At 66.3% G+C, this 24992-nt stretch carries 19 protein-coding genes; 8 read left to right on the top strand and 11 right to left on the bottom strand.

Annotation, left to right across the window (positions count from 1 at the left end):
• Positions 1-9: 9 nt before the first annotated feature.
• Together ASE10_RS17850 and ASE10_RS17845 are read right to left on the bottom strand one after the other, a co-directional pair.
• Positions 10-711, bottom strand: coding sequence for a DUF2238 domain-containing protein (locus tag ASE10_RS17850; RefSeq protein WP_056306309.1), 702 nt, complete (start codon positions 709-711; stop codon positions 10-12).
• A gap of 1 nt (position 712) precedes the next feature.
• On the bottom strand, positions 713-2044 hold the full coding sequence (locus ASE10_RS17845) for an erythromycin esterase family protein (protein WP_056306307.1): 1332 nt from the start codon (positions 2042-2044) through the stop codon (positions 713-715).
• 133 nt (positions 2045-2177) lie between these two features.
• Here ASE10_RS17845 and ASE10_RS17840 point away from each other — a divergent pair, with 133 nt between their 5' ends.
• Positions 2178-3515: a phosphoribosyltransferase family protein gene (locus ASE10_RS17840; protein ID WP_056306305.1), complete on the top strand. Its 1338-nt coding sequence runs from the start codon at positions 2178-2180 to the stop codon at positions 3513-3515.
• A gap of 477 nt (positions 3516-3992) precedes the next feature.
• On the top strand, positions 3993-4145 hold the full coding sequence (locus ASE10_RS20440) for a hypothetical protein (RefSeq protein WP_157481167.1): 153 nt from the start codon (positions 3993-3995) through the stop codon (positions 4143-4145).
• Positions 4146-4785: 640 nt separating this feature from the next.
• Here the strand turns inward: ASE10_RS20440 and ASE10_RS20435 are convergent.
• Entirely contained in the window at positions 4786-5064 is a 279-nt protein-coding gene (locus ASE10_RS20435; RefSeq protein WP_157481165.1) for a hypothetical protein, read from the bottom strand.
• A gap of 466 nt (positions 5065-5530) precedes the next feature.
• Here ASE10_RS20435 and ASE10_RS17835 point away from each other — a divergent pair, with 466 nt between their 5' ends.
• Positions 5531-6184: a glutathione S-transferase family protein gene (locus ASE10_RS17835; RefSeq protein WP_056306303.1), complete on the top strand. Its 654-nt coding sequence runs from the start codon at positions 5531-5533 to the stop codon at positions 6182-6184.
• Positions 6185-6486: 302 nt separating this feature from the next.
• On the opposite strand, the gene ASE10_RS21215 is transcribed toward ASE10_RS17835, so the two are convergent.
• The 5 genes from ASE10_RS21215 to ASE10_RS17805 all read right to left on the bottom strand — a co-directional run bounded on the left by ASE10_RS21215 (position 6487) and on the right by ASE10_RS17805 (position 16547).
• A complete protein-coding gene (locus ASE10_RS21215) occupies positions 6487-6810 on the bottom strand; it encodes a hypothetical protein (RefSeq protein ID WP_235567581.1) in 324 nt (107 codons plus the stop codon).
• 213 nt (positions 6811-7023) lie between these two features.
• Positions 7024-9183 (bottom strand): glycoside hydrolase family 9 protein, encoded by a 2160-nt coding sequence (locus tag ASE10_RS17820; RefSeq protein WP_200949810.1) that lies wholly within the window; start codon positions 9181-9183, stop codon positions 7024-7026.
• A 125-nt stretch (positions 9184-9308) separates the two neighbouring features.
• Positions 9309-12611: an autotransporter outer membrane beta-barrel domain-containing protein gene (locus ASE10_RS17815; protein WP_157481163.1), complete on the bottom strand. Its 3303-nt coding sequence runs from the start codon at positions 12609-12611 to the stop codon at positions 9309-9311.
• A 300-nt stretch (positions 12612-12911) separates the two neighbouring features.
• Positions 12912-15251, bottom strand: a complete 2340-nt coding sequence (locus tag ASE10_RS17810; RefSeq protein WP_082586139.1) for a transcriptional regulator — start codon at positions 15249-15251, stop codon at positions 12912-12914.
• 399 nt (positions 15252-15650) lie between these two features.
• On the bottom strand, positions 15651-16547 hold the full coding sequence (locus tag ASE10_RS17805; protein WP_200949809.1) for an alpha/beta hydrolase: 897 nt from the start codon (positions 16545-16547) through the stop codon (positions 15651-15653).
• Between the two features lie 209 nt (positions 16548-16756).
• On the opposite strand from ASE10_RS17805, the gene ASE10_RS17800 reads away from it, so the two are divergent.
• From ASE10_RS17800 to ASE10_RS17780, 5 genes are all read left to right on the top strand, one after another.
• Positions 16757-17539: a uracil-DNA glycosylase family protein gene (locus ASE10_RS17800; RefSeq protein WP_055910675.1), complete on the top strand. Its 783-nt coding sequence runs from the start codon at positions 16757-16759 to the stop codon at positions 17537-17539.
• Positions 17540-17738: 199 nt separating this feature from the next.
• Positions 17739-18320, top strand: coding sequence for a TetR/AcrR family transcriptional regulator (locus ASE10_RS17795; protein WP_055910403.1), 582 nt, complete (start codon positions 17739-17741; stop codon positions 18318-18320).
• A gap of 138 nt (positions 18321-18458) precedes the next feature.
• Positions 18459-19163: an SDR family oxidoreductase gene (locus ASE10_RS17790; protein ID WP_056306294.1), complete on the top strand. Its 705-nt coding sequence runs from the start codon at positions 18459-18461 to the stop codon at positions 19161-19163.
• Positions 19160-20032 (top strand): oxidoreductase, encoded by an 873-nt coding sequence (locus ASE10_RS17785; RefSeq protein ID WP_055910397.1) that lies wholly within the window; start codon positions 19160-19162, stop codon positions 20030-20032. Before ASE10_RS17790 ends, ASE10_RS17785 begins: the two co-directional genes overlap by 4 nt.
• Complete coding sequence (locus tag ASE10_RS17780; protein ID WP_055910393.1) at positions 20029-21030, top strand: NADP-dependent oxidoreductase; 1002 nt, start codon at positions 20029-20031, stop codon at positions 21028-21030. Before ASE10_RS17785 ends, ASE10_RS17780 begins: the two co-directional genes overlap by 4 nt.
• 298 nt (positions 21031-21328) lie before the next feature.
• Here the strand turns inward: ASE10_RS17780 and pgaD are convergent, their stop codons facing one another.
• From pgaD to pgaB, 3 genes are read right to left on the bottom strand one after another with little or no spacing between them, the layout of a single operon-like run.
• Positions 21329-21847, bottom strand: a complete 519-nt coding sequence (gene pgaD, locus ASE10_RS17775) for a poly-beta-1,6-N-acetyl-D-glucosamine biosynthesis protein PgaD (protein ID WP_055910390.1) — start codon at positions 21845-21847, stop codon at positions 21329-21331.
• The gene (gene pgaC, locus ASE10_RS17770) at positions 21844-23091 is read right to left on the bottom strand and encodes a poly-beta-1,6-N-acetyl-D-glucosamine synthase (protein ID WP_156087896.1); all 1248 of its coding nucleotides are present in this window, start codon (positions 23089-23091) and stop codon (positions 21844-21846) included. The genes pgaD and pgaC overlap by 4 nt, the downstream gene beginning before the upstream one ends.
• 10 nt (positions 23092-23101) lie before the next feature.
• Complete coding sequence (pgaB, locus tag ASE10_RS17765; RefSeq protein ID WP_082559953.1) at positions 23102-24991, bottom strand: poly-beta-1,6-N-acetyl-D-glucosamine N-deacetylase PgaB; 1890 nt, start codon at positions 24989-24991, stop codon at positions 23102-23104.
• Between the last annotated feature and the right edge of the window lies 1 nt (position 24992).

The following is a 24992-nucleotide window of genomic DNA, read 5'->3' as shown; positions in this document are numbered from 1 at the left end:
CTAGGAACTTCAGTGCCCGCGCCGGGCGGAGCCCGGAACGGGAAGTGCCGAGGCATGCGGGTGTCGCCGAGATCGAACACCGATCCAGGCCATCGCCACCACGCTGCCCAATGTCGCAAGTGCCATGTCGTGCTGCGCATCCCACGGATCGCCCTGGGTGCCAAGGTAGGCGACGCCAAGATCGCCGCCGAACACCAGTGCGGCGGCCCATTCGGCCAGTTCGTACACGACCGAATTCGACATCACGAACGACACCGGCAGGATCCACCGCCACACGCCCTGCGGCGGTGCCCGCGCCGCGAGCAACTCCACCACCGCGGGCGTGATCAGCAGGCCATACAGGAAATGGATCGCACGGTCGTAATGGTTGCGCGTCAAGCCAAGCATCTGGTCGGGCGAGAATCCGGACAACGACCTGATCCAGCGGTCATAGGGCACTTCCGAATAGGTGTAGTGCGCACCGATCTCGTGCAGGACCAGGAATACGAAGATGGCCGCGTAGCTGGCATTGGATAGCCGCACCCGGCGGAAGGACCAGACCAGCATCGGCACGGCCAGCAGAACCGCCACGTTTTCAAGCAGCCAGTCCTGGCGGTATCGCGGCGCGATTGCCAGCGCGGCCCATATGCCCGCGAACACCAGGAGCAGGGCCCGCGGCGCGCGGTCGCCATGGCGCGGGGCCGGACCTGCATTCGACGCCGGAAGGTCCATGTCAGAGGCCGAACGGATAGGTGTCCGGCGGTTCGTGCCGGGTCCAGTGCTCGTTGATGTCGAACGGCTCGACCGCTGTCGTCTCGTCGAGATGGAACACGGCATCGAACTGGGCGCTCAGCGAAGCGTTGAAGTAATGGCTCGCCATTTCGGTCTCAGGACGGTACACGACGCCGATCGCGCGCTCGAGCAGGGGAGGGGCCAGAGCTTCGGCGACGCCCGCACGCAGCGGCAGGAAGAAGCGATCCAGATGGGTGGTGTAGAACAGGTGCTCGCAACTGTCCTTGTGCGCGGGACGCACCCAGCGTCGCTCTGCCGGTGCGTCCCAGTCGCGCGCGGCGGTGACATGCCCGGTGTAGGTGGTGAATCCGACCAGCAACGTCTGCGCAGCGCCCGCCTGTTCACGCAGAAGCTGCCCGACGTTCCACTCGCCGCGTTCGCCCATCTGCGTGGCTCGCGCATCGCCCAGATGGGAGTTGTGCGCCCACACCACGATCCGGCCCGGTCGCCCGCCTTCGCGCAGGTGTCGTCGCAGCGCGAACAGCGTATTCACCATGTGCGCGTCGCGCAGGTTCCAGGTGTTCGTGCGTCCGCCGAACATCGCCCGGTAGTAATGCTCGGCGTTGAGCACGACGTAGGCATTGCGCTCGGCGAAGAACTGCTCGTCCTGCGCCTCCGCGCCATCTTCGGCCAGATAGCTGGGCGCCATGCGCACCAGATCGATGAGCATGGCCGCCGCCGCATCGCGGCAGGGTGGTCGCAGGCCGAAGGCAGCTTCGTAGCCGTAGTCCTGCGGATCGCGCACGTGGTCCAGGCCGGCGTAGAGCCGCCGGGCGGCCGCGGCCTGTTCGGGATCGACGCCTTCCAGGTAGGCGGTCACCGCATCGGCCGAACGGTAGAGGCTGTACAGGTCCAGGCCATAGAACCCGACGCGAGACGCGGCAGGCGTCTGTGCATTGTGCGCATGCAGCCACTGGATGAACGATCGCACGGCCTGGTTGCGCCACATCCAGGTCGGGAACCGCTGGAAATCGCCGAAGGCCTCGTCGAGCGATGCGTCACCGGCGCCGCGCACGTAACGGTTGAGCCGGTAGGCGTCCGGCCAGTCGGCTTCCGCGGCCACGGCGTCGAAACCATGTTCCTCGATCAGCCGACGGGTGATCTCCGCGCGCATTGCGTAGAACTCGTGCGTGCCGTGCGTCGCCTCGCCGAGCAGGACGAACGCGCGATCACCGACCATGCCAAGCAGCGGGTCGTGATCGCGGGAACTGCCGCCAAGCACGTTGGCGCTGTTGCGGATGGCACCCAGGATAGTCGGGTGGCGGACGGTCATGCGGGCCTCGATCTCAGGGCCGCGGCATGCGGCTTCAATCGAGCATGGCTCGCGATTCCCACGGCATCTTGATGCAGGTCAATACCGGTGGCTCCTGGCACGACATAGTTCAGGGGCTGCTGGAGTTAATCTCATGGTTTCACTGCCTTTCCACGACCGTGATGATGCTGCCAGGCAACTGGCGGTCGTGCTTCAACAGTACCGCGGTAGCCACCCCGTGGTGCTGGCCATCCCGCGCGGCGCGGTGCCAATGGGGCGGATCATCGCCGATGCGCTGGAGGGCGAACTCGATGTGGTGCTGGTGCGCAAGCTGGGCGCGCCGGGCAATTCCGAGTTCGCAATTGGCGCGGTGGACGAGCGGGGCAGGGTGATGCTCTCCGAGCACGCTTACTGGGCAGGAGCCGACGATGCCTACATCGAACGCGAAGCTCAGCGCCAGCTTGCGCTGATCCGAGAGCGCCGGGCGCGCTACCGTCCCGGTCAGCGCGGGATCGCACTCGCCGGACGCACGGTGATCGTGATCGATGATGGCCTCGCCACCGGGTCGACGATGACCGCGGCATTGAAAGCGGCACGCGCACAGGAGCCCGCACGCCTGGTTTGCGCAGTACCCGTGGCCGCGCGCGACAGCCTGGCGCGGGTTTCCCGGTTCGCCGATGACGTAGTCTGCCTGGCTACGCCATCGCCGTTCAACGCAGTCGGTCTGTACTACCTGGATTTCGCCGGAGTCACCGATGAGGACGTGATCGGTCTGCTCGCCGCCCCGGTCGCTGGAACGGCATCTCCAACGATCTCGAATCAGTCGGTGCGCATCCCGGCAGGGAACATCGTCCTCGAAGGTGACTTGATCGTGCCGCCGTCGCCGCGCGGCCTCGTGGTCTTCGTCCACGGAAGCGGCAGCAGCCGGCACAGTCCACGCAACCGTTTCGTGGCGACCGCGATGAACCGGCGCGGGCTGGCGACATTGCTGTTCGACCTGCTGACGCCGGAGGAAGACCGCAACCCGGCAGCGCACTTCGACATACCGTTGCTTGCACAACGTCTGGAAGCGGCGCTCGCGTGGACCCGGCACGAACCGTCCTGCAAATATCTTCCGCTCGGGCTCTTCGGCGCTAGCACCGGGGCTGCAGCGGCGCTCGTGGCGGCCGCCGCCCGGCCGGATGACGTCGCCGCGGTGGTCTCGCGCGGGGGGCGGCCCGACCTGGCCGGAAGGCAGGCGCTGTCGCAAGTGCGTGCGGACACGTTGCTGATCGTGGGCGGTGCCGACCTGCAGGTGTTGGACCTCAACCGTCTGGCCTACGCGGCGATGGGCGGCCGCGCGGAACTCAAAGTCGTCCCGGGCGCCACGCATCTGTTCGAGGAGCCGGGCGCACTGGAGCGGGTTGCGACCATCGCGGGCGATTGGCTGGCACGGATGCTTCCCCACGGTGGCGGACATGCGGCTGCAGCCACAGGATCAGCGCCCGGATGAGGACGGCAAGCCGCCGCTTCCGGGCGACAGGACCGTGCCGACTGCCGATCCGGGGCGATAGGTCTTTGGCGATGATCTGATTTCCGAGGCGCTGAACCGATCCGGCGGCATGCTGCCGTCTTCCTTGCTCGATGCGTTGGCCGCCACCCAGCCCGAGGCTGGCAGCGAACTACCTCCGGCACTGGCCTATATCTAGACCTTACCCAGGATGCCTTGGGCCGCATCAGCGAGTTGCGTAACCGATCCAATACATTGGACGCGCGCTACCGCTACGACGCGATGAGCCGCCTGGACCAACTGCAGGATGGTCCCAGCGGTACACCGCTGTAAACCTACACCTATGACGCTACAGGCAATCGTACCGGTAAAACTACGTCGGCCGGCACCGCAACGTATGCCTACCCCACAACCAGCCATCGCCTGTCGTCTGTAGGTGGGGTAGCGCGGACTTACAGCACCAACGGCAACACCGCGTCGGTGGGCGGCACCGGGTTGGCGCTGAGCTACGACGACAGCAATCGCTTAGTTCAGACCCAAATCAATGGCGTGACGGTGATGAACTACGGCTACAACGGTCGTGGCGAGCAAGTACGTCGCTTCATCGGCGCGAGTTGGAGTGTCGTGCTCTGAGGGTTGGTGCCGAATGCGCTCGAAAGCAGAAGAGAGACATCCCTTGCATTAGTCCTGAATGTCGCTGGGCTCTTCACGATTGGTTCCTCGAATACGCCAAAGCTGCGCCAGTTCAAGCTGGTCGATGGGGACGTTAAGATCGACTATAGATTTTCCAATTCGAAAGACGAAGACTGAATCAAGAGGGGCGCAATGTCGGAGCAGGAAGATCAAAGACGAGTGCCCGCGCTTGAGCAAATGCATCACCGAACCGATCAATAGCGATCATGCCGCCGGCGGCATGATCAGTTCTGTGATGGTTTGCAAATGGCGGCTATCGACCCAAAGCGGACATTCGGTCGCGGCGCAAAGCGGATCGCGGAGTGCGTCGACCGAGCGACTTCAGCAGACTGACGAGAAGAGAGCCGGTAGTTCGCCGGCCTTTTCCATGAGCGTGATAAGCCAGACGCTTAGCAAGGTCATGCGGCTGGATGCACTGCGGCAGAGGCTGCCGGCGTAGTTCAACGCTGCACAGCCTGGACTCCGGCGCCGCCGGAGCCAAAGTTGAACTGAGGGACTGGTCGCCACCGAAAAGCCCCGCTATTGGCGGGGCTCTCTTATGTCGCAGCTGTCACCTGTTCACCGTAGCGTTCGGTCGGATCTAAGGGTGCGAATCGTCCCGTGGAGCCCTGACTGCCGTGTTCCCGCACTCGATTCCAAGAAAGCTGTGCGCGATGTGCTCGCTGAGTACCGCGTAGAGCCGTTCGTCGACTTCGGTCAGCACTGCCTCCCACAAATGCGGCAGCGGATGCCCTTCTGATTCGACGGCACCGCAATGCACCAGCGGCCCATGCAGGCGTTCGGCTTCGCGTGAGGCTTTCATGCAGTCCGGTACCAGCAAATAGATTCCCGTAGCTCCCCTGTACACCGTGTAGTTCATGTCAGGGCCTCCGGATAGCTGCAACTGAAAATTACGCCCCTCACGCCACTTTCACAAGGAAAGCTGGTGCCGTTCGGTCGCTGAAGAGGGCGTTGGGAAGGGGGCGCCGGGATGGTCGTATTCGGGAGAGGACGAGACACGGCCGCAGCTCCGGCTGCTGCCGGCCGGGAACGGGCACGCCTGGGGGTTACGGCGCTGCGGGCCTACTACATCGTGCGATCGACGCAGATATCGGCAACGAAGCGCCAGTGCAGGGTTTACGGAGGCCCCCGGGGGGGCGCTGGGCCGCGCCTGACGACCCATGCGCCGGACTTCCCCAAGATCTCCGGCAAAGGCGAGGGCTGGCGGCCCGATGCAGGCGGCTGTCGGCACCCTTCACACCGACCTATGTCGAATTCGGGTCCGGCCGCTCGTCGTAATGTTGAAAGGGCTACCCCCAACCGGTTTTCACCAGGAGCACGTCACGATGACCATCACCATTACCGCCTTTGAACGATCGCCCGACGGCGGCAAGGGGCTGGCGCGCGATACGCGCGTGCGCTGGGCGCTGGAAGAAGTAGGCCAGGCCTACGAGGTCCGCCTGGTTTCGTTCCGCGCGATGAAGGAACCCGCGCACCTGCGCATGCATCCCTTCGGCCAGATTCCCACCTATGAGGAAGGCGATCTCGTCCTGTTCGAAACGGGCGCGATCGTCCTTTATCTCGCCCAAACCCGCGCGGGCCTGTTGCCGGACGATGCCAACGCGCGGGCGCGTGCGATCACCTGGATGTTCGCCGCGCTCAACACGGTGGAACCGCCGATCCTCGACCTGGTCATCGTCAAGTTCCAGGAAGGCGACAAGCCCTGGGCCAAGGAGCGCCTGCCCCTGGTAGCGGAACGCATTCGCGATCGGCTGGTCCAGCTGTCGGCCCGCCTGGGCGACGCCGAATGGCTGGACGGTGCCTTCAGCGCGGGCGATCTGATGATGGTGTCGGTGCTGCTCAGGCTGAGGCCGTCGGGCATCCTCGATGAATTCCCGAGCTTGGCCGCCTATGTCGCCCGCGGCGAAGCGCGGCCCGCCTACCAGCGCGCTTTCGCCGCCCAATGGGCGGTCAACGCCGCCGAGCCGCAAGCCGGCTGATGGTTTCGTTTCGTGTCGGGAGCCGCTATCTGAGGTGACGATCCGCTTTGGGTCTATTCCGTTGAAAAACTCGGAAGCCACGCCTAACGACGTTGATCAGCCCTGTCCGGATCACGGCCGACTAGCCGCTGCGGTTCGCCGGTCATCATCAGCCTGCGCACCGCTGAATCGACGGCCACGAATCGGTGCCTCTGCATCAGATAGCTGCCCCCGAGCAGCAACGCGACGATCAGCGCCGCAGAGGGCTTCACGGTTATTGTCGGGATGAGGATTCCGACGGCAAACAGCACCGTCCAGTTGCACTAGCCCACCACGCGAATCTCACCGCGCTGCCGGTCGATTACGATCAGCCCACGCATCATCGGCGGGTAGCGCCAGCCGAAGTGGATACCAAAACTTTCGCGGAACGCGCAGATGCGCTTGGACAGGGGATGGAACAGCAGCGTTGGCCATTTCTCCGACGCGACTTCGCCTTCCAGTCGATCGAAAGGGAAGTGCAGCAGTGCCGAGGTCGGCACCACGATGCGTCGACTGAACAACGGTAGCCCCCAAGCCCAATAAGCCCGGTTCCATGAAACCAGCAGAATGCCCTCGATCAGTACCAGAGCAATGAGTGCATTTGCCATTAGTCGTCCGTTGGCGAGCGTTCGAGTCAGGTCACACCTTGAACTGAGTTCAGATTGAACGAGACATACGCAGCCTAGCTTGCGACCTGCAGGGGTCGCAAGCCAGCATCAGCACGATCAGGCGATGGCATTGGGGAGCACCCAAGAAGCCACTGACTAGGCCCAAGCAGCCAAGCCCGATCAACGCGCAGGCTCAAGGAAGACCGCGGCGCCTTACTTCACGTATCGCGCTAGCAGCCGGATGTAGGCGGTCTGGTAGCCGTTGGAGTTCTCGGTGATCGGCCACGAATTCAACGGCCAACTGTCGTTGAAATCCTTGTACGCCTTCTGCCCGGGTTGGCCGTACGGCGGCGAGGGGCGGGCCGAGCCGCATCTCGTCGATATGCCGGGACAGCGTTCGTCCCAGTCGTACTGCGTGTTGTTGGCGCCGCCCACCAGGAAGCCGGGCGCGGGGCCGTACTGCGAGTCCCGCACGCTGTCCCACGGGCTGCCGTCGGCGAACCACGAGTGGAAGAATTGATCCACCGAGTTTTCCGCGCCGTAGGCGCCCATGTTCGACAGGTAGGTCTTGCCCAGCGGGTTGACGCCATGCAGGTAGTGCAGGTACGCCGCGCCTGCGTCTGCGATCTCCGCGGAGCTGTGCTGGCTCAGGCCGTACAGCCCTTGGTCGGCGAACATACCGCCCGCGAGCGCCTTTATCCCGTTGCTGCCCCATACGTAGCCATCGAGGTAGGCGCGGTAGGGATCGCGTTGCGCCGCGATGGCGCCCCAACCGGCATAGTCGGGGCGTTCCCAAAGCTCGGTATAGCGAGTGCGGATGTTCTGCGCCACGCTGGCGGTCGCGCCCGGCAGCGATGCGTAGTAAAGCAGCGGACGGTTCACGCCGGCGCCGTAGGGCGACAACCACCAGGACGAGAACATCTGCTCTTCGGTGTAGTGGCTCTCGACGTAACTGCGGTACACCGTGTCGCCGGTCAATGCGTACAGATAGATCGCCGCCACCAGCCGCAACTGGGCACGGCCCTTGTCGTCGGTCTCCTGCTGGCCGGCGCCCAGGCCCTGGGTGCCGCGCGAAGCATCGTTGTTGTAGAAGAGCACGTTGGGATTGGCCATGGCCCAGTCCCAGGCCCGCTTTGCGCGCTGGCCGAGATCGGCGGCGTAGGCGTCGTAGGCCGGCTTGTTCAACGAGGCGTAGACCTTGGCGCCATAGGCGTAGGCTGCCGCGGATGCCAGCGTCGCCGAGGTGCTGGCATCGCCGTACAGGCTCTGCCCGGTGGCGGCGGAAGGCCGACCGCCGCCACCGGCCGAGGCGAGCCCGACGATGGACAGCACCGAACCATCGGCGTTCTGCATCCGCACCTGCCAGTCCAGGCCCCACTTCACCTCGTCCAGGATATCGGGCAGGCCGTTGCCGGATTCGGGGAGATTGAAGTCGTCGGTCCACACCGATTTGTTCTCGGTGTAGGCATGCAGCAGATCGACGACGTAAGCGGCGCCCCAACTGGTGTACTTGTTGAAGTCGCCGGCGTCGTACCAACCGCCATGCAGGTCGCGCTGTGTCGATGCGTCGCCGGCGGCGTTGTAGCGGCGGGCCTGCGTATCCTGCAGCGGACCCATGTGGCTCGCGCTGTCGGCCCACCTGGTGCCCGCGTACTGCGCCAGCTTGGCGTGGCCGGCGCGTTGGTAAAAGAAGGTGCGCACTGCCTGCACCAGCACGGGCCGGTAAACGTTGGCGCCGATCTCGAACCGGGCCGATCGGACGTTGCGCGCCGCGTCCACGACCTCGTAGGTGCCGGCTGCGGTGACCGCGCTGAAGTCGAATTGCCAGGCGCGATCGCCGGACGAGGCGTCGATGTCGCCGTTCTTCCAGGGCGTGGGCGAACCGCTGAACACCACGGTGTTCGTCGCTACATCGACCACCTGCAGCGTCGGACCCGGCACGTACTGGTCCGCGCTGTCGAAACCGATTGCAGGATCGCGCAGCACGGCTACCTTCTTCAGGCTGGGCAGATAGCCGAACTGATCGACGACGATGAACGGGCCGTTGCCCAAGAGGTCGATCAGGGTCGGTGGGAGCGGGCCTCCCGTCATTCGGATCGGTGTGGTAGCGGATACCGCGGCGGCTTCGATTCCGACTCCAGCTCCGGTTTCACCTTCAGCCCCGGCTTCTACTCCAGTTGCGACAGCGGTCGCAGCCCCAGTTGCGGCTACGGCTCCAGCTCTGGCTTCGGATGCGTGCGCGGCCGGCGACGACGTTCCTCCGCCATCTCCGCAGGCCGACAGGCCGGTCACCATGCCCAGCAGAACGGACAGGACCACCATGCCCCGCAGATATCGTCGTGTCATTGCTTTACTCCACTTGCCGTAAGTCACGGCGGCTTCTACAGGTACGGCTGGATTGGCGGCGTCGGCTACGTGTCGGCTCGATAGCGGCCATCGATCGACGACGGCTTCCCCAAAGCGGACGCATAGCATCGTCGCGGAAATGCCGACAGGGATCACCAGCTGTGCCGCAACCCTGCCTGGATGGCCCAACGACGCTCCGTTTCAGCACCCGTGGCGCCGGACGCCTCCAGGAACAGGGACGTGCGCTTGTTGCCGAAGTCGACGTCGCCGCCCAGCATGAACTCGCCGCTCGTACCTTTCCGGTCGGACGTATCGGGGACGATGCTGCCGCCGTCCTTGGACGCGGCGATGTCGAGGTTGTCGCCGAGGTAATGCAAGGCCGATGCGCGGACGTACACATTGCCCGCCAAGCGCGCGCCCTGCAGCGTCCTGCCGAAGGCGACGCCGGCGCGCGCGTATGAGGTATCGAGCTCGTCCTGGCCGATCCGCACGCCATTGCGGGTGGTGTAGTCGCTGCCGCGGATGGCGCTCAGCGACAGACCGAGTTGGGGTTCGACGTAGTAGGACTGGGCAAGCTTGAAGCTGCGGCCGCCTTCGGCATACAGCTGGCCTGCTTTCGTCCGGTATTTACCGACGATATCGCGGCCTTCGGAATCGCGTGCGGCGTACCGGTTCTGCAGCGACGATGCGCTCGCACCGAGCAGCAGATAGGCGCCATTTTCGGCACTCCAATGGCCATAGGCGCCCAGCGTGGTTCCGGTCAGATCGCCCCTGCCTTGCGCGTAGTCGGCGGTCGAGCGGAGCTGTCCCGCGCTGAACCCGACGGTGCCGGCGCCGGTACCCAGCGCGAAACCGCGATCCGCGCCGATGGTCATGCCGCGGTAGTCCTGACGATAACGACGCGAATGCGCGGTCTCCGTCGTGATTTCGCCGGCATCGGCCTTGGCCCAGATTTGGCCGTGATCCGCATCGCTGTCGCGCAGTCGATTGCGCAGGTGCTGCGGCGAGTCTTGCGCGTCGGCCATCCACAGATTGACGAGGCTGTCGGCGGCATCGGCCGCCGACAGCACGGTCTGCGATGGCAGGATTCCGGTGTTGCCTCCCGGATCGCCTCCCGGATTGCCCCCGGTATCGACGTCGGTACCGCTGCCCGCTCCGACGATGTTGATGCCGGTCAGCACGACTTTCTTTCCGCCATCGGTCAATGTCACCTGCGGCGTGTAAGTGAACTGCACCAGATCGTTCTCGTAGGTCCCGCTCCATTGGCCGTTCCGGCCGGCCACTGCCGAGAACGCGGCGCTGCCGCCCGCGGCGGCGCTGGCGTCGACGATGACGATCGGCGTAGCCGCGGGGATCGACCGGCCGGCGCGAATGCTCGCGGCGTTGACCCAGGAGGTGTCGTCCAGCACCGGGTCGTAGACGATGCCCACGCCCTGTGTGCCGCGAGTGGAGAAGCTCGTGATGCCGCTGCCGAACACGATCTGATCGGCGCTGACGGCGCCGGCCTTGCCGGTGATGTCGCTGAGCAGCATGAACCTGGCGCCGTCGGCCAGCGCGACGCTGGCGCCGGTGCCGGTGCTGCTGCTGTCGACGAGCAGCCGGCGATAGGTATGCGCCGGCACCGTGCCGGGTACGAAACGGCCCCAGGCTCCGGCCATGTCGATCGCGCCGTCGTTGCCGATGGCCAGCGATCCGGTGCCGAAATCGTTGGCCAGCGTACCGGCGCCCTCCGGAATCCACGTCGCGCCGTTGGCGAACGCCAGATCGGCCTTGCCCACCGTGAAGCCGGCGTCGGTCTGCCGGCCGTTGACCAGCCCGCGCAGCCAGGAGTCGGAGGTGTCGAAATTGAGATCGACCGAGCCGATGTGGCCGTTGACGCTGTCGGTCGCGGTGGCGATGTCGCCGTCGAGCCGCACGGTGCGGCCGCCGGCCTGGTTGACGGCGACGCTGGCGTCCTGGCTGTCAAGCGGCACGCTCCAGATCGAGTACGCGGCGCCGGTACCGAACGGGCTTGTCGATACGGTCAGCCCCCCGGCAACATTGACGGTGCCGAAGTTGCGGACGCCGTACACGTCACGGTCACAATTCGGGACGTTGGGCGGGTTGCAAGCGGCGGCGACGGTGAATGACACCGGCGCGGTGGGCGAGGTGAACTCGACGAAGCCGGTGCTGACCAAGCCGTAGGTTTCCGCCTCCGAGGCGACATCGACGTTCACTGCGCCCTCGAAGCGCATGCGCGCACCGGGCGAGCGGTCGTTGCTGAGGCCGGAGGGATTGCCAAACGGCGCGTAGCCGTTTTCCGGCCCTTCGCTGCGTACGCGCACGTCCACGTTGCCATGCCAGATCATCCACGCGTTGCGATGGGTATTGGCGATGCCATGCGTGGAGCGCGTGCCCGTCACGCTGACGGTGGCGTCGCCGAAGACCTCCATGTCGCCCTGGTTGCGCACGCCGAACGCGGTCGAGCCCGCGGCGACCGTGGTCAGCGACAGGTTGCCGTTGACCGTCAGCCGGCTGTTGACGTTGTCGTTGTAGATGGCATGGGCGTTGTCGCTGGGCCAGATCGACAACGCCGAGATGCGGGTGTCGCCGTTGAATGTGATGGTGCTGCCATCGGAGTTGTAGACCGCGTCGAGCGTGCCGCGGCTTTCGGCGAGGATCGTGGTCGGACCGTTGAAGACGATGTTGCTGCGCCCGGATGCCCAAACCGCGCGCGCGAAGCCCTGCGTACGGGCGTGGAAGTCGGTGGCTCCGTTGAACACCGTGGTGCTGCCGCCGCGGCCGATCACCGCGTGCGCACCGTTGCCGATACCGAGGCCGAAATCCGCGTCGTCGGCGTTGGTGGAGATCCGGGTGTTGCCGTTGACGGTAACCGTGTTGCCGTCGTTGAGGATGCCGATCGCCATCCCCCGGTTGGTGCTTTCCGGGCGGACCGCCGACAGGTTCAACCAGCCGCCGCCGACCACGTCCAGGACGACCGGCGGCTTGCCGCTGGTGATGGACATGGCAAGCACGTCGCGGTCGACGCCTTCCAGCGCCACGTTGTCGCCGTTGACGAAGCGGTAGTGCAGGGTGCCGTTTTCGTCCGCGATGTCGTAGCCGGGATCGTAGTCGCCGGCGCCGCCGGGCCGGTCGTTGTCGGCGACGCCGGTGACCGTGTCCTTGTAATCGGTCGCCTGCACCACGGCAGGCCGCGCCATCGCCCCGGTCACCAGGGCGGTGACGACGGAGAAGTACAGCGTCTTGCGGCGGCGCTGAGTGAGATCGCGCTCGGCTTGCTCGCGTGCATTGTCGATGATCGACTGCCGCCACAGCAACGGCAGGTTCGAAACATCGTCGTTGCCGGGTGCGACGGGGCGCGAACTGGACATGGATTTCCTTGGATTGCGTTCAAAAAGGCGGCACGAGTGTCCAGCCGCCCGATGGCAGAAGCATGCCCGGGCATGCTCAAGCACGCGCTGTCCTCCCGGTGCGCTGGGATGGTGGCCAAGTCAGCCCCCTACTCGATGTTGCAGCCGCAGCTTGGCCTCGATCGCAGCGACGGCGCATGCATCGAGGACGCAATATTCATGCAAGGCGCATGGGCATTTGCCGATTGTTGGAACGGCAGCACATTTGCACTTGGGTCGCGGTCACGCTGTGCAGGATTCCCTGCCGCTTGCAGCGCCGGCATGCTTTTGCAGGCATGCTTTCGCAGGCATGCCACCGGCTTGCCGTGGCATGGCTGGTTCGCAAGACGCCGGTTCGACCAGCGTCTACGGCAGCCGGCGCTCTCCGGCCAGCCGTTTCGCCCGCTGCTCCGCTGCCCGCCCGGCTTCGACATCGCCCAGCGCCTGATGCAGGCGCGCCTGCACCCAGGCGGCGCGCATGTCCTGATCGGCCCAGGCACCGATACGGCCGCCGATCACGCCGGCCTGGTCGAGGCGGCCCGCTTCGATCAACGCGGGCACATAGGAGTAGGCGACCGCTACCAGCCATTCCGGCACGCCCAGGCGTTCGGCGCTGGCCATCGCCTCGGCATGGCGGCGCAGCGCCGGTTCCAGCCGGCCCTCGGCCAGGTCCTGCTCCGCTTCCATCAGCAGCGCACCGGTGCGCAACCAGTCGTCCGGTGCCGCATCGACCCAGGCGCGCAGACGCTCGACCTCGCGCCGCGCGGCGTCGAGCCGGCCCAGGCTGCGCAGGCCGCGAATCAGCACCATCTGGTTGCCCAGGTATTCGCGGCGATCGCTTTCCTCCAATGCCGGCTCCGCCACCTGCTGCGCCAGCCGTACCGCGTCCTCGGCCTGCCCGCGCTGCAGCGCGATCCGTGCCAGCAAGGCCTGCGCCTCGGCACGCAAGGCCTCTTCCTCGCTCGCATCGGTTTCGGCGAGGATCGACTCGGCCAGGGCCGTGGCTTCCTGTAGCCGGCCGTTCTGCGCCAGTACCCAGGCGCGGCAGATGCTGCGCCCCCAATCGCGGGCGAATTGCGGCGACCAGAAGCGGTCGGTGGTCGCCAGCGCTTGCTCGAATTCGAGCAGATTTTCCTGGATCTCGGCGGTCGCGATCAGAGTCACGGCCAGATCGTTTTCGGCACCGACCGCCTCGAAACGGTCGGCGGCTCGCTGCAGCAGCGCCAGCGCGGCTCCCGGCTGACCGCGTCGCCCGGCGACCACGCCCAGTCGCTGGTCGGTACGGGCGATCTCGCGGATGTCGCCGCTGCGGACGAAGGCCAGTCGCGCCAGGCTCAGATCCGCCACCGCCTCGTCCAGGCGCGACAGCGTCAACCGTACCCAGCCGCGCTGCGAGTAGACATTGCCGAGCACGCCCGGCGCGTTCTGGCCGCGCAACAGCGCCAGCGCCTCGGTCAGGACGCGCTCGGCCTGATCGTATTCGGCGCGGTTGGCGTGCAACCAAGCCACCGATGTCAGTACGCGCGCCCGCAGCACCGGATTCTTGTCGGCCGGAAGCTGCTTCAACAGGACGTTCAATCGTTGCTCGCAGGCTTTGCGTTCGCCGCGATCGCAGTCGACCTTGGCGGCGACCAGCGCGATTTCGGGTTGCTGCAGCCATTGCGCCGGAGCGCGTTGCAACAGTTCCAGTGCCAGCGGCAAGCGGCCCGCCAGCCGCGCCGCGGCGACCTGTTGCAGCAATTTTTCCGGATCCGCCGGCGAGCGGCTGCCGTCCATCGGCGGCGCATGTCCCAGCGCGACCAGCAGATCGTCCGCGGCCCGGCGCGCCGCGACCAGTACATCGTCGGCCTGGGCCTCGGCGTGCAGGGCGCGCCCCTCGTTCGGATACGCCGCCAAGCTCACCCGCCAAGCGCCGTCGATGCGTTCGACCCGCGGTTGCACGCGCAAGGAAATGCCGAGCCGTGGATCTGGCGGGACGCCGGGCGCCGCCTGCTTCCATTTGGTCGACAACGCCAACGCCGTCTCGCTGGGCACCGTTGGCAGCGCGCCGAGCCGCAGCCGGTTCGCGACCAGATCCATCAGCCCCAGTCGCAACCAGGCCCAGTCCTCGGGGGCATCGACTTCGGCCGGCATCACCCATGCCGTGTACGGCTCTGTGGGCGCGGCTGGGGTCGGAGTCGGCGGCGTCCTGGTTGCGAACACGACGATAAGGGACACGGCCACCAGCAGCGCCGCCATCGGCCAGAGCCAGCGCGGCCGCAGCGGCAATCGTTGCCACCGGGATTTCCGCGACGGCGCCTCGGTTGGCGCCAAGTCCGACATCGGCGCTGCGTCCGGTATCGGTTCATTCGCGGCGACGGCTGCCGCAACCACTTCGGTTTCCTCGATCGCGGTATCGGCGACCCAACGAAAACCCAGTCGGGGTACCGTGCGGATGCTGTGCTGGTCGTTGCCGCTATCGCCGAGCACCTGGCGTAAACGCACGATGGTATGCGCGAGCGTGGATTCGCTGACGTCGGTGCGGCCCCACACGGCGGAGATCAGCTCGTCGCGGCCGACCGGACGATCGCCGTGCTCGATCAGATAGGCGAGGCAGTCGAGAGCGACCACGGGCAACGCCACCGGCTGGCCGTCCCGAAGCAGCTCGCGTGCATGCGTATTCAGCTCGAAACCGCCAAATCGATAGCTTCTTTTCCTTATCGACATCGGCGGCCTGTGCTTATTCGTGATGGCCCGCACGTTGCAACTCGCGTGCGGCGCCGGACGAGTCTATACCATGCACTGCGACGCGCGCCGATGCGCGCCTGTCGCAACCCGACGTGCTTTTTGCTGCCGTATTTTAGCGAAGATTGAACACCGCTTCCGACCCCTGAGCGGTCGCTGGCGCAGTGTGCAAAGGACCATCCAGTGAGGGCAAGACACCTCTCGGCGTCGGATCGTCCCCATGCACGTCGGTATAAGCTCACGCGAGCACGGACTGCGCGTGAGCTTCTGACTTCCTTATCTGCAATGCGCCTTGACGGCGTTCCGGCGCCGCCTGAGCCGACGCCGCTTCGCGGCGCGGCTTAACTCAGGCGTCAGAGCGCACCCGTTGGAACCAGGGCCTTACTTTGCAGTGTCCTCGTCGAGAAACCCGTCGATCATGGGGACCAGCCAATCGACGCGCGTCGGCACCTTCATGTGATCGGTTCCTGGAAGCACGGCGAGCTGCGCCTGCTGGAGAAGCCGGAAAGTGTCCACAGCGTGTTCGGGTCGCACCACATCGGCATCGCCGACGATAACCAGCGTCGGTGCGGCGATGCCGCGAATCGCCTCAGCCGGAATGTCCTTGAAGTCACGCACGCGCTGAGCCGCCTTGTCATGGAACAGGCGCAGATTTTCCGGGTGCGGCGCTACTTTAAGGTACTCCTCCTGCAGTTCCTTCGGCATGTTCTCCAGCGTGGCATTGGCCATGGCATCCCAGAGCCACGGATACGCACCGTCGCGCGTCAGCAGCGCCGACGCGACCACGAGCTTGCGCACGACGTTCGGATGCCTGATCGCCACCTGCAACGCGATGGTGCCGCCATTGCTGAAACCAAAGAGATCCGCCTTTTCGACCCGCAGATAGTTCAACAAGGCCGCGGTGTCGTCGGCCGACTGCTCGAAGCTGAAGGGGCGCTCGACGATGTCGGCCGTGTGCCCATAGCCCTGCTGTTCGAATGCGATGACCTGCCGGTTGCGGGAGAGCTTCGGCAACAGGTGCCCGAAGCTGGTGCCGATCGTGTCGCCACCGCCGTGCAGTAGCACCAGCGGCGGTTGCCCGGGGTTCGCGACGCCGTGGATCTCGAAGTAGATCTTGAGACCGTTAACGGGGGCGTAGCCGGTCTGGACAGACTGCCTGCTCTGGTTCATTGCGGATTTTCCCTGATTCTGTGCGGCCGCCGGTGTCGCGGTGCACAACGTCAAAATGACTGCGGCTGCGGTGAACTGAAGAACTTGCGTGATGACGCCCTTGCTCATTACCAATGTCCTCTGATGAGGGGCGGCGCCCCGGCCGACCTTGACCGGTTGGCTGCCATCCCCTCTCACATGGACGAATGAGGGCCCCCGGAATCGACATGCTCTGCTCGGGGGCATGGCTTCAGCTAGCCAACGCCTCCAGGCCATGGCCGCTGACCGGGGAAGATCGCGTTCCAAGATAGCGACACCGCCGAGCCATGGAGGCCATGATGAACACGGACCCGTTCGATACCGGGCCTACGGGCAAGTTCCGGACGCTGTGCCAGAAGTATCCCGACGACACCGTATACCGAGGCGCGGACGGTTTCCGGTCGCTTTGGGGCCCTATCTTCTACCGCGGCCGCGCCAACGGCACCGCGCGTCTGCTGGTCATCGGCCAGGACCCCGCGCAGACCGAGGCGGTCACGCGCCGCATTCTGTCGGGCCAGGCCGGCCGCCGCGTGCAGGGCTTCGTCGAGAAGCTGGGTTTCTCGAAGAGCTATCTGATGATCAACGCGTTCGTATACGGCATCTTCAATCAGGACATGGCGCTGCCGCACTTGAACGATCCGGGCATTCAAGCCTATCGCCACCAGTGGCTGGAGGCGGCGTTCGCCAAGGGCAAGATCGAAGCGGTGGTCACGTTCGGCAACCCTGCGTTCAACGCATGGACCGCGTTCAAGGCGACGCCGGCGGGGCAAGCGGTGACGGCCTTCCATCAGCGGGCGCTGCATCCCACGGCCGACAAGCCCGGCGGCCCGATCACGCGCCAGGATCTGCTCGACAATTGGAACGTCGCTCTGAACAAGCTGCGTCCCCACATCCAGAACCCTGACGTGACCAAGCCTTTGCTGCCTTACGGCAACGATTTCACGGCGGCCGAGCTGCCGCCGATTCCAAGCCGGGACTTTCCCATGGGCCTGCAGCCCTGGATGCGCAGCACGGATTTCTGGGCGACGCTGTCCGACACGCCGGGCACCGAACGGGCCAACATCTCGATCGAGGTCCCCTAAGGCGGGCTCATCGACCTCGGGGCTCGCCGTCGCACGTCGTGGCCGATCCGGCCGCGAACAGAGCGGGCAGGGCGCCCGCGCGACCGCTTCCGGCCGAAAGGCGGGACGCGGGTGGCCTGAGAACGCCCTCTGGAGCATACGACCTGGGCGCGGAAACCTCCTTGCGCCGGGCTCAGAAAGGGAATATGATGATCGTCATATGAAAAAGGCCGCCACCCGTTCCAAAGAAGCCACGCACGACCGCATCGTCGACGCCGCCGCGCGCGCTATCCGTCGCAGCGGCTACAACGGCACCGGCGTCGCGGACATCATGAAGGCTGCCGGCCTGACCCATGGCGGCTTCTATGCCCATTTCCCATCGCGCGAGGCGATGCTGGCCGAGGCCGCCGACCGCGCCGGCGGCGAGAGCGTGGCGATGATGGAGCGCATCGCCGCCAGCCTGCCGCCGCAGGAGGCGCTGCCGGCCATGATGCAGGCCTATCTCTCGCAGGAGCACCTCGAAGCGATCGAGACCGGTTGCGCCACGGCCGCGCTGGGCTCGGAGATGCCGCGCCAGGCGCCCGAGGTCAGGCGCGCCGCCACGCGTCGCATCAAGGAGATGATCGATCTCGTCAGTCGCCAGTCGCCCGACTGGGGCCAGCCGGCTGCGCATGAACGCGCGCTCTTCAGCGTCGCGGCGCTGGTGGGTGCCTTGGTGCTGGCGCGTGCGGTCGACGATCCCAAGCTGGCCGACGGGCTCCGCGAAGCCACGCTCAAGCAGCTCATTCCCGCTCATTCCTGACCCTGCCGGACGACAGGGTCTTTCGTCCGCACTTAAATATGATGATCGTCATAAGCATGGGTTCTACGCATCCATCTTGGCGTTCATCGCCGCCGCTCATCGAATTCGTCGCCACCTCACACTAGAAGGCTTTCCCCAATGAAGATCGAAGGTTCCATCGCGCTGGTCACCGGCGCCAATCGCGGCCTCGGCGCTGCGTTCGCGCGCGGTCTGCTCGCAGCCGGCGCGAGCAAGGTCTATGCCGCGGCGCGCGATCCCGCCAGCGTCAGCTTGCCCGGCGCGGTGCCGGTGCGACTGGACGTGACGCAGCCGGAACAGATCGCGGCATTGGCGCGCGAGTTGGGCGAGGTAACGCTGCTCGTCAACAACGCCGGCATCGCCGAGTTCGGATCGTTGCTCGATCCGAATGCGCTCGACGCGCTGCATCGGCAATTCGAGACCAATGCGGTCGGGCCGCTGCGGCTGGTGCAGGCGTTCGCGCCCATCCTGGCCGGTAACGGCGGCGGCGCCGTTATCAATGTGTTGTCGGTGCTGAGCTGGCTGACGATGCCGGGCAGCGGCGGCTACAGCGCTTCCAAGGCCGCGGGCTGGGCGTTGGGCAACGCGCTCCGGCAAGAATTGAAGGCGCAGGACACCGAGCTGCTGGCGGTGCATTCCGCGGTCATCGACACCGATATGGGCCGCGGCGCGCCGGGAGAGAAGATCGCTCCCGAGGATCTGGTGCAGCAGGCTATCGCCGCGCTGCAGGCCGGGCAGCCCGAATTGCTGGCCGATCCGACGACTCACCACGTGCATGCCGGATTGGTTGCGCAGCCGCGCGTATACATCGGAGCATCGTCATGAACACCAAAAGATCGGTCGCGCTCGTCACCGGCGCCTCGTCGGGCATCGGCCTGGCCACTGCGGAGCGGCTGGCGAAAGCCGGCTATACGGTCTACGGCACCAGCAGGCGCGGCGCGCAGGCGGGCCAGCAAGCGTTCCGCATGCTTCCGCTCGACGTGACCAGCGACGAATCCGTCGAGGCCGCCGTCAGCCAGCTGATCCGCCTGGAAGGCCGCATCGACCTGCTGGTGAACAACGCCGGCTTCAGCGTGGCGCCGGCCGGGGCGGAAGAAAGCTCGATCGACCAGGCCCGTTCCATCTTCGATACGAACTTCTTCGGCATCGTGCGCATGACCCGCGCCGTCGTACCGCACATGCGCCGCAACGGCAGCGGCCGCATAATCAACATCGGTTCGATATTCGGCTTCCTGCCGATGCCGTACATGGCGCTCTATGCCGCGACGAAGCACGCGGTAGAGGGCTATTCCGAATCGCTGGACCACGAGCTGCGCAACCATGGCATCCGGGTCTCGATCATCGAACCGGCAAACACGAACACCCAGTTCGAGGCCAACCTGCTGGAGCCCGACGCGAAGCTCGATACGTACCGCGAGGTGCGCGCTGCCGTCGGCGCCAGGCTCAGGGAGCTGATCGAGACCGCCGATCAGCCGGGCATCGTGGCGGACACGGTGCTCAAGGCCGCCGTCGCCACGAAGCCCAAACTCCGCTACCCCGCCGGTGCTCGCGCGAGCCGTCTGCAGTGGCTCAGGCGATTCGCGCCCGCTGCCATCGTGGACGACGGGATCAGGAAAAACCTGCGGCTTGCCACGGTTGCCGCATCCAGCACGGCTGACTCGCCGCACCAGCGGACATCGGAGAAAGCCTCATGAAGGCCTACATCCTCGATCGCTACAAGAAGCAAGCCGCGTTGCGCCTGGGCGACATGCCGGAGCCGGAAGTGCGCGACCGGGATGTTCTGGTCGCCGTGCACGCGGCTAGTTTGAACCAGTTGGACGCCAAGATCCGGGACGGCGAGTTCAAGTTCATCCTGTCGTATCGCTTGCCGCTGATTCTGGGCAACGACGTTGCCGGCGTCGTGGTCCGGGTCGGGTCGAAGGTTCGCGGCTTCAAGCCCGGCGACGAGGTGTATGCGCGGCCGAGCCAGGACCGGATCGGGACGCTCGCGGAATTCATCGCCATCGACGAAGCCGACCTGGCGTTGAAGCCCACCAACCTCAGCATGGAAGCGGCCGCCTCGATCCCGCTGGTGGGCCTGACCGCGTGGCAGGTGCTGGTCGATCGCGCCGAGCTGAAGCCGGGGCAGAAGGTCCTGATCCACGCCGGTTCCGGCGGGGTCGGCACGTTCGCGATCCAGTTGGCCAAGCACCTCGGCGCGACGGTGGCGACGACCACCAGCACGGAGAACGTCGACTGGGTCAAAAGCCTCGGTGCGGACGTCGTCGTCGACTACAGGAAAGAGGACTACACGAAGGTCCTGAGCGGCTACGACGTGGTCCTGAACAGTCTGGGCAAGGACACGCTGGAGCAGTCGCTCAAGGTGCTGAAGCCAGGAGGCATGCTCATTTCCATCTCCGGCCCGCCCGATGTCGCGTTCGCCAGGGAAGCCGGCCTGAACGGGTTCCTGCGCCAGGTCATGCGCCTGCTGAGCTTCGGCATCCGCAGCAAAGCCAGGCGGCACGGCGTCGGCTATTCGTTCGTCTTCATGCGGGCGAACGGCGAGCAACTGGGCAAGATCAGCTCGCTGATCGAATCCGGCATCGTCCGCCCGATCGTGGATCGGGTCTTCCCGTTCCAGGCCACCAATGAGGCGATGGATTACCTCGCGACGGGGCGGGTCAAAGGCAAGGTGGTCGTCAAGGTGAAGTGAGCGGCACGAGCGCGTACGAACCATCGGGAATCGCCCGAACTCCATCGGCCAACGGAACAAGGAGCCGACGAATTCTTTTTTTCCATCAGCGGCCAGCGATCGTAAAAAACCGACCCTTGCCCACCGCTGCCGAGGCCTGTCTTCGCATCCTTGAACAGGATCGGTCCGGAGGCGCACGGCGCCGATGCGACGGTCGCGCAGGGGCCGGGAAAAAATCCGCAGGAGCGGCGCGTATCGCGGCCGCGCGCTGACGTCACGGGCCGTCGCGCGGGCGCGACGCGCGCCGCTCCTGCAAGACTCAGACGGGTGCTGCCGAAACGTCTGGAAGGGCGACGTTGCGGACCGCACGCGGGATCGCGTGCCCGTCCATGTTCAGCACCATCACGCGGCCGGCGTTGATCGCGGCGCCGAGTTCGGCGTTCGCGCCCAGCGCCAGCGCGATCTCGTCCAGCGAGGCGCTGGCCGGGGCGCCGCGGCGGTCCTTGCCGGCGAAGCGCCAGCGGTTGTACTCGGCCCACACGATCAGCAGCGTCGCCGCGCACACCGCCATGCTGGGCAGGGCGATCAGCAGGAAGGGTTCGACCCGGTGCTCGCGCAGGTACAGCTCGAAGTAGGCGTTGCGTATGCCGAGCAGCCACAGCACCAGGGTGATCACCGGCATCCACAGGTACACGTACATGCCCCAGAACACCGCGGTCACGAAACCCCAGGCGGTGCGGCGCAGGCGCGGTTGCGCGCGCCGCTTCTGGATCAGGCGCGAATCGAATCGGGCCGCGTTCAGGCGGGCCGTCTTGAGGCTCAGGTCGGTGGTGCTCATCGGATTCCCCTGTCAGGACTGACCCAGGTCGCGCGGGTGTCGCGGCGCTTGAGCAGCGCTTTGGGCACGGCGGTGACCGTGGTCAGGAAACTCAACAACCAGTACGCCATCGGGTACCAGATCATCCAGTAGTAGTTGCGGCCGACGCCGGTCTCGTAGCGGCGGTCGATCACGATGCTGGCGGCGAACTGCAGCAGGCAGACCATCGCCAGGATCATGCCGTGCCACGAGGGCAGCAGACTGCGGATGTACAGCTCCGGCGGCAGCGGTACGGCCAGGCCGACCAGCCACAGCAGCATGATCAAGGCCATGGTGTAGGCCCAGACCACGCTGAACAGGTATTCGGCCATCACCGCCCACATGCGGCGCTTGCGCCAAAGCAGCAGATCGCGGCTATGCCGCAGCAGCACCTCGACGCCGCCCTGCGCCCAGCGCAGACGCTGGCGCCACAGGCCCTTGAGCGTTTCCGGCATCAGGATGAAGCACAGCGCGTTGGGCTCGTAGCGGATGTCCCAATGGTCCATCTGCAGGCGCCAGCTGATGTCGATGTCCTCGGTCACCATGTTGTCGGCCCAGTAGCCGATCCGGTGCAGGGCGGTGCGGCGGAACGCGCAGATCACCCCGGACACGGTGAACAAACGTCCGTAGACGCGCTGGGCGCGCTTGATCATGCCGATGATCGAGGAGAACTCGCCGACCTGCAGGCGCCCGAGCAGGGTCGAGCGGTTGCGGATGCGCGGGTTGCCGGTGACCGCGCCGACGCGCTGGCCCGAGGACAGGTGCCAGACCATCCAATGGGTGGCGTACTCGTCGAGCAGGGCGTCGCCGTCGATGCAGACCAGGTATTCCGAACGCGCGGCCAGCGCGCCCATGCGCATCGCGTTGGCCTTGCCCAGGTTGCGGTCGAGGTGGATCACGCGCAGACGCTGGTACTGCTGGGCCAGGATGTTGAGCTTCTCGGCGGTGTCGTCGCTGCTGCCGTCGTTGATGGCGATGACTTCGAAATCCGGATAGCGCTGCGCCATCGCCGCGGCGATGGTTTCCTGGACGTTGTCGCCTTCGTTGTGGCACGGGATCAGGATCGACACCGGTGGGCTGTGCGCCAGCGGCGGCGGATCGGTGCGCGGGCGCGCGTGGCGTTCGCGGCGCAGGTAGTAGTAGAGCCCGCCGGAGATCCAGAAGAACGACATCACGATCGGGTAGAAGAACGCGAACTCGAACAGCAGGGTGAGGAAACGTTGCATGACCATCTCCTCACTTTTCCAGATAGGGGAACGAGCGCGCGGAGATCGCGGCGCGCGCATCGGCGGTGGCGGGGCGGTCGGCGACGAAATCGTCCGGGTACCAGCCGACGTGGCGTACGCCCTGGGCGAGCAGGCGCCGCACCTGGGCCTGCAAGCGCTCGGCCGGGATCGGCCGGCGCGTGCGCCAGTCCACGGTCTGCAGTTCGAACAGGGTCTGGGTCAGCTGCGGGTCGTGCGTGCGCGCGGCCACGACCAGGCGGTCGAGCCAGGGTTCGGGTTCGCGGCTGCCTTCCATCCACGGCATCGCCATCAGCGCGGTGTAGTCGTAGGCGCGGTTGAAGCTGTCCAGGCGCTGGGCGAACCAGGCTTCGCTCCGCGGCTCCAGCACCGGACGCGCGTACAGGTTGCGCACGGTCTTGAGCTTGGGCCGCCAGCGTTCGGCGGCGCGCTTGAGTTCCAGGGTGAAGTCGATCAGCTCCTGGGTGCGCGCCTGCGACTCCACCGCTGCGCTGCCCTGGAGCTCGGTGTCGCGCAGGTAGGCGTCGTCGTGGAACAGCAGGCCTTCCAGGTAGGCGCCGGCGGCCAGGTCGGCGTAGATGCCGGCGACCAGGCGCCGCACTTCGGGCCGGGTGTAGTCGAGGCGGTAGACCTCGTCGGCGCGCGCGCCCGGGATCGCCAGCGCGGCGCGTTGCGCGGGGTCGGGCAGTTCGAAACCCAGCACCGGCAGCCAGGCGTATACGACCACGCCGGCACGCGACTTGAGTTGCCAGGCGACGCGGTTGAACAGGTCGGCGCGCATCGGCAGGGCGTGGTTGGGGAAGTACAGCGCGTCGGCCGAACCGTTGCCGTCCGGGTCGGCGAAGGCCTGCAGGAACACATGACTGGGCGCGATCTGCTTGACCCGTTCGACCAGGGCGTCGAGGTTGCGCTCGGTCTGGGCCGGGTCGGCGTCGTAGACCGAGTCCAGGTCGATCTGCAGCGCGCGCATGCCGGTGCGATCCTCGTCGTGGCGCAACTGGTAGGCCAGGTCGCCGACGGTGGCGTTGTTCATCACCAGCAGGCGCGCCATGCCGTGCAGGTCGGAGGGCATCGGCGTGCTGCGGCCTTCCAGATCGAAGGAGGCGCTCATGCCGAGCTGATCGGCGATGTCGTTGCTGGCGTGGTTGTAGGCCGCGTACGGCCACACCACCGCGCGCGGGGCGCGGCCGAGTTCGCGCTGCAGGCGCGACTTGCTGCGTTCCAGGTCGGCGCGGATGCGGGCCAGGTATTCGGCTTCGGTTTCGTAGCGGCCGCTGGCGGCGTCGTAGCGGCGGGTGACCGCGGCCGGGGTCGAGTTGCCCTGCGGGTTGGAGACGATGCCATGGTGCAGGTCGTCGCTGTGGCTGGCGACTTCGATCAGGCCGCTGGCCTGCATCTCGCGCAGCTGCGCCCAGGTCACGAAGTCGTCGGCGGTAAACGGACGCGGACCGTAGTCCACGCGCTCGCCGGCCGGCAGTTCGACCCAGTGCGTGACCACCGCGGCCAGGGCCGGGTAGTCGTACGCGCGCAGCAGCGGGAAGGCGTGCGTGTACAGGCTGCGCAGGCCGTCGTCGAAGGTGATCAGCACCGGCTTGGACGGCAGCGCGGCGCCGCCGCGGTTGGCGTCGATCACCTGCGACAGCGAGACCGGGTGGTAGCCGTGGCCGGACAGCCAATCGAGGTGGGCGGCGAAGTTCTGGGTGCTGACGGCATAGGCGTCGGCGTCGCCCTTGCGCGCGACGTCGTCGCGCACATCGTGATAGCTCAGCACCAGCAGCGGTTCGGCGGCCTGTGCGGCGACCGGCAGCAGCAGGCAGAACACCAGCGCGTACAGCACCAGCACGAACAGGACCAGTCGCGAGGGGCGGTGTGGACGGGTCATC

Origin of the sequence: Lysobacter sp. Root76 (genome assembly GCF_001428685.1) — a bacterium.
In the GTDB taxonomy this organism is placed as follows: Bacteria; Pseudomonadota; Gammaproteobacteria; order Xanthomonadales; family Xanthomonadaceae; genus Lysobacter.
Note: the sequence above shows the minus strand (reverse complement) of the source record. Positions and strands in the feature narration are given on the sequence as shown.